Here is a 3,195-nt window from a genome sequence, read left to right as displayed (position 1 = left end):
CCCCGCCAGTCCCAGCAGCCAGGTCGATTTGCCGGTCTCGATCTCGAAGGTCTGGAACAGGCGCGGCGCCAGCAGGGTGGAGGCGGTGACGGTAAAGGCCGAGACCATCTTGACCGCGCCGAAGATGGCGTAAGGGCCGTAGACGCCGTTGGCCATGGCGCCGAGGCAGAAGGCGTAGGCCGCCTTGTTGACCGGGCCGCCCAAGTCAAACGAGCACATAAAGCCGAGCAGGGCGCCCAGTACCAGCGCATTGGTGCCGGAGAGGCCGTTGAGCCACTCGGTGAGGCTGTTGTTGAGCCAGGCCACCGGCTGGCCGATGACAAACAGCATCAGGCTGCCTGCCACCAGGGTGCCGATCACCGGATAGAGGTAAAAGGTGAGAAAGCCGTTGAAGTTGGGGCTAAGGCGCACATGCTGCTTGACCCAGCGCATCAGGTAACCGGCGATAAGACCACCGACCACCCCGCCGAGAAAGCCGGAGCCAATCATGTTGGCGGCCAGTCCCGCCGCAAAACCCGGGCCCAGCGCCGGTTTGTCCGCCAGCGAATAGGCGGTATAGGCCGCCAGCACCGGCACCATCAGGGTGCCCAGCATGCCACCGCCCAGCTTGCGGTACATCCAGAGCCAGGAGTTCTCTGTCTCAAACAGATGTTGCAGGCCGAAGATCTGGGCCAGCAGTACAGAGACGGCGAGCACGGTACCGCCCGCCACGATCAGCGGCACGGCAAAGGAGATACCGCTCAGCAGAGCCTGTTTGAGCTCGGTCTTGAGGCTCACCTTCTTGCCGCTTGGGGTATCGCTCTGGCTTGGGTTGGGCGCAGGGGCACTGCGCCCACCCTTGGCCGCTTCCAGCGCGTCATTCAGAATCCGTTCGGCATGGCGGATGGGCTCGGCCACCGGCGTTTCGATCCGGGGGATCCCGGCGAAACGCTCCTGCTCCTTGATGGCCACCTCGGCGGCGAAGATGCAGGCCACCGCAGCATCGAGCGCTTCTTGCGGCAGGCGATCCTCGATGCCGTTGGCGCCCTGCTTTTCGACCAGTACCCGAATGCCCAGCTTGCGCCCCGCCTTTTCCAGATACTCGGCGGCCATATAGGTGTGGGCGATCCCCGCCGGACAGGCGGTGACACAGACCACAGTGGGTTGACTTGTATCTAATTTGTCTTCTTTTGGCGTTTGCTTGCCGCTATCCCCTTCACCATCGAGCAGCGCCATCAGCTGCTCGGCATTCTGGGCCGCCAGCACCGCCTCGCGGGTATCGTCATCCACCAGGGCAGTGGTGAGGGTGGTGAGCAACTGCATATGGGTGGAGCCCGCCTGATCGGTCGGGATCGCCAGCATGAAGATCAGGTTGACCGGCTCGGGGCCGTCAATCCCCTCCCAGCCCAGCGCCTCGCTTAAGGTCGCGACGGCAAAGGCTGCTTCACGCACCGCATCGCACTTGCCGTGGGGCACTGCCAGCCCTTCGCCAAGGGCGGTGGGGCCCTGCGCCTCGCGGGCCATGACCGCAGCCAGAAAGGCGCCCTTGTCGTGCAGCTTGCCGGCCTGATCGAGCCGATCAGCCAGGGCATGAATGGCTGCATCCCGATTGGCAAACCGGGTTTGCAACGTGATGAGATGGGGGCCGGTAAGACTGGTCAGATTCATGATGATCCTCTGTCAGGTTGGCTTGCCAGCAAGCCGTCATGGTGAAAGTGACAGCGATGCTAACAAACCGGCCGACTGATTTTTGTGAGTGGTATCATACAATTCATTATTTGTATTGTTTTTGTATTGCATGGTCAAGGTAATTTGTTAGGTCAAATGGGGCCAGGCCGTTTTGTCTGCCGGGCAACTGGGGTAGAATGGCGCCTCTTCCATTTATCATGGCGCAGAGCCGACAAGGTGGCCTTTCGTGTCGAAAAAACCCATGTATCGCCAGATAGCTGACACCATCCAGCAGTGGATTGCGCAAGGGGAGCTGGCCCCCGGCGATGCCCTGCCCACCGAAGCCGAGTTGCGCGAGCAGTTCGGGGTGAGCCGGGTGACGGTGCGTCAGGCTCTCAAGCAGCTGACCGAACTCAACGTCATCGAGAGCATTCAGGGCAGCGGCAGCTACGTGCGGCAGGAGAAGGTGAACTACGACATTTATCAGCTCACCAGCCTCTACGAGAAGGTGACCGATCCGGCGGCCGAGACCCACAGCGACATTCTCGCCTTCGAGGTGATCAAGGCGAGCAGTGAGTTGGCCGAGCGGCTCAATCTGCTGGAGGGGGCGCTGGTCTACTACGTCAAGCGGGTGCGCTTTATTCGCCAGATCGCGGTGACGCTGGAGGAGACCTGGATGCCGCTCGCCCTCTTCCCCGATCTCAGTTATGCGGTGATGCAGGGCTCCAAGTACCACTACATCGAAGAGGTGAAAAAGCTGGTGATCGACCGCAGCGAGCAGGAGATCATTCCCGTGCTCCCCTCGGCGCAGGTGGTGGAGGCGCTCGGTATCGATCCCGCCAAGCCCATTATCGAGAAGGTCTCCCGTGGCTTCCTACAAGATGGCACTGTGTTCGAGTTCAGTCGCAACTTCTTCAAGAGCGATGACTACAAGTTCACTCTGGTCGCGCGCCGCGCCAAGGGGTGAGCGGGCGACAGCACCCACGATGAAAAAGGCCACCACCGTGTTTGCGGTGGTGGCCTTTTTTTGGTCGGTTAACTGGCCGATTAGCCGGGCTAAATAGCAGACTGGCTGGTGGTCTGACGCAGCCGATCTACTGCGCTGAGTCGTTGATGATTTCCTCGACCAGTACCTGCAAGCTCCCTTGCGCCAGGGTGGTGATGAGCTGGTCGCCGCTGCTGACCTGATCGGCGCGACTAATGACTTCACCGCGCGCAGTGCGAGTGATGGAGTAGCCACGACCGAGAGTAGCGAGCGGGCTCACCCCATCGAGGCGGGCGGTGAGCATGGCGAGGCGGTGGCTGGCCAGATCCTGGCGCTTGGCAATCAGGGCATTAAGCCGCTCCTCGGCCAGCTGGTGGCGGCGCTTGCCAGCGGCCAGCAAGCGCTCCGGGCTCTTGCCCTGCAGGCGCAGCTCAAGGTTGGTGAGCCGCCGCTCTCCCTGATGCAACCGCTGGCGCAATAGCTGCTGCAAACGGGTGGAGAGCTCGTCGAGGCGCTGGGACTGCTGCTCCAGCCGCCGTTTCGGATCCTGATGGTCGAGCCGC

3 protein-coding genes are annotated in these 3,195 nt (G+C 62.0%); 1 reads left to right on the top strand and 2 read right to left on the bottom strand.

The genetic code is table 11. The features are described from left to right. Positions 1–1,647: PTS 2-O-a-mannosyl-D-glycerate transporter subunit IIABC (gene mngA / locus AACS24_RS03395; protein WP_258223082.1), on the bottom strand; the 1,647-nt coding region annotated here is incomplete at its 3' end. A 247-nt stretch (positions 1,648–1,894) separates the two neighbouring features. Here mngA and AACS24_RS03390 point away from each other — a divergent pair. Next, complete coding sequence (locus AACS24_RS03390) at positions 1,895–2,614, top strand: GntR family transcriptional regulator (RefSeq protein WP_058057460.1); 720 nt, start codon at positions 1,895–1,897, stop codon at positions 2,612–2,614. 127 nt (positions 2,615–2,741) lie between these two features. On the opposite strand, the gene AACS24_RS21795 is transcribed toward AACS24_RS03390, so the two are convergent. Then, positions 2,742–3,195: exodeoxyribonuclease VII large subunit (locus AACS24_RS21795; RefSeq protein WP_308810152.1), on the bottom strand; the 454-nt coding region annotated here is incomplete at its 5' end.

Origin of the sequence: Aeromonas sp. HMWF016 (assembly GCF_963878195.1) — a bacterium.
GTDB classification, from domain to species: domain Bacteria; phylum Pseudomonadota; class Gammaproteobacteria; order Enterobacterales; family Aeromonadaceae; genus Aeromonas; species Aeromonas lacus.
Note: the sequence above shows the minus strand (reverse complement) of the source record. Positions and strands in the feature narration are given on the sequence as shown.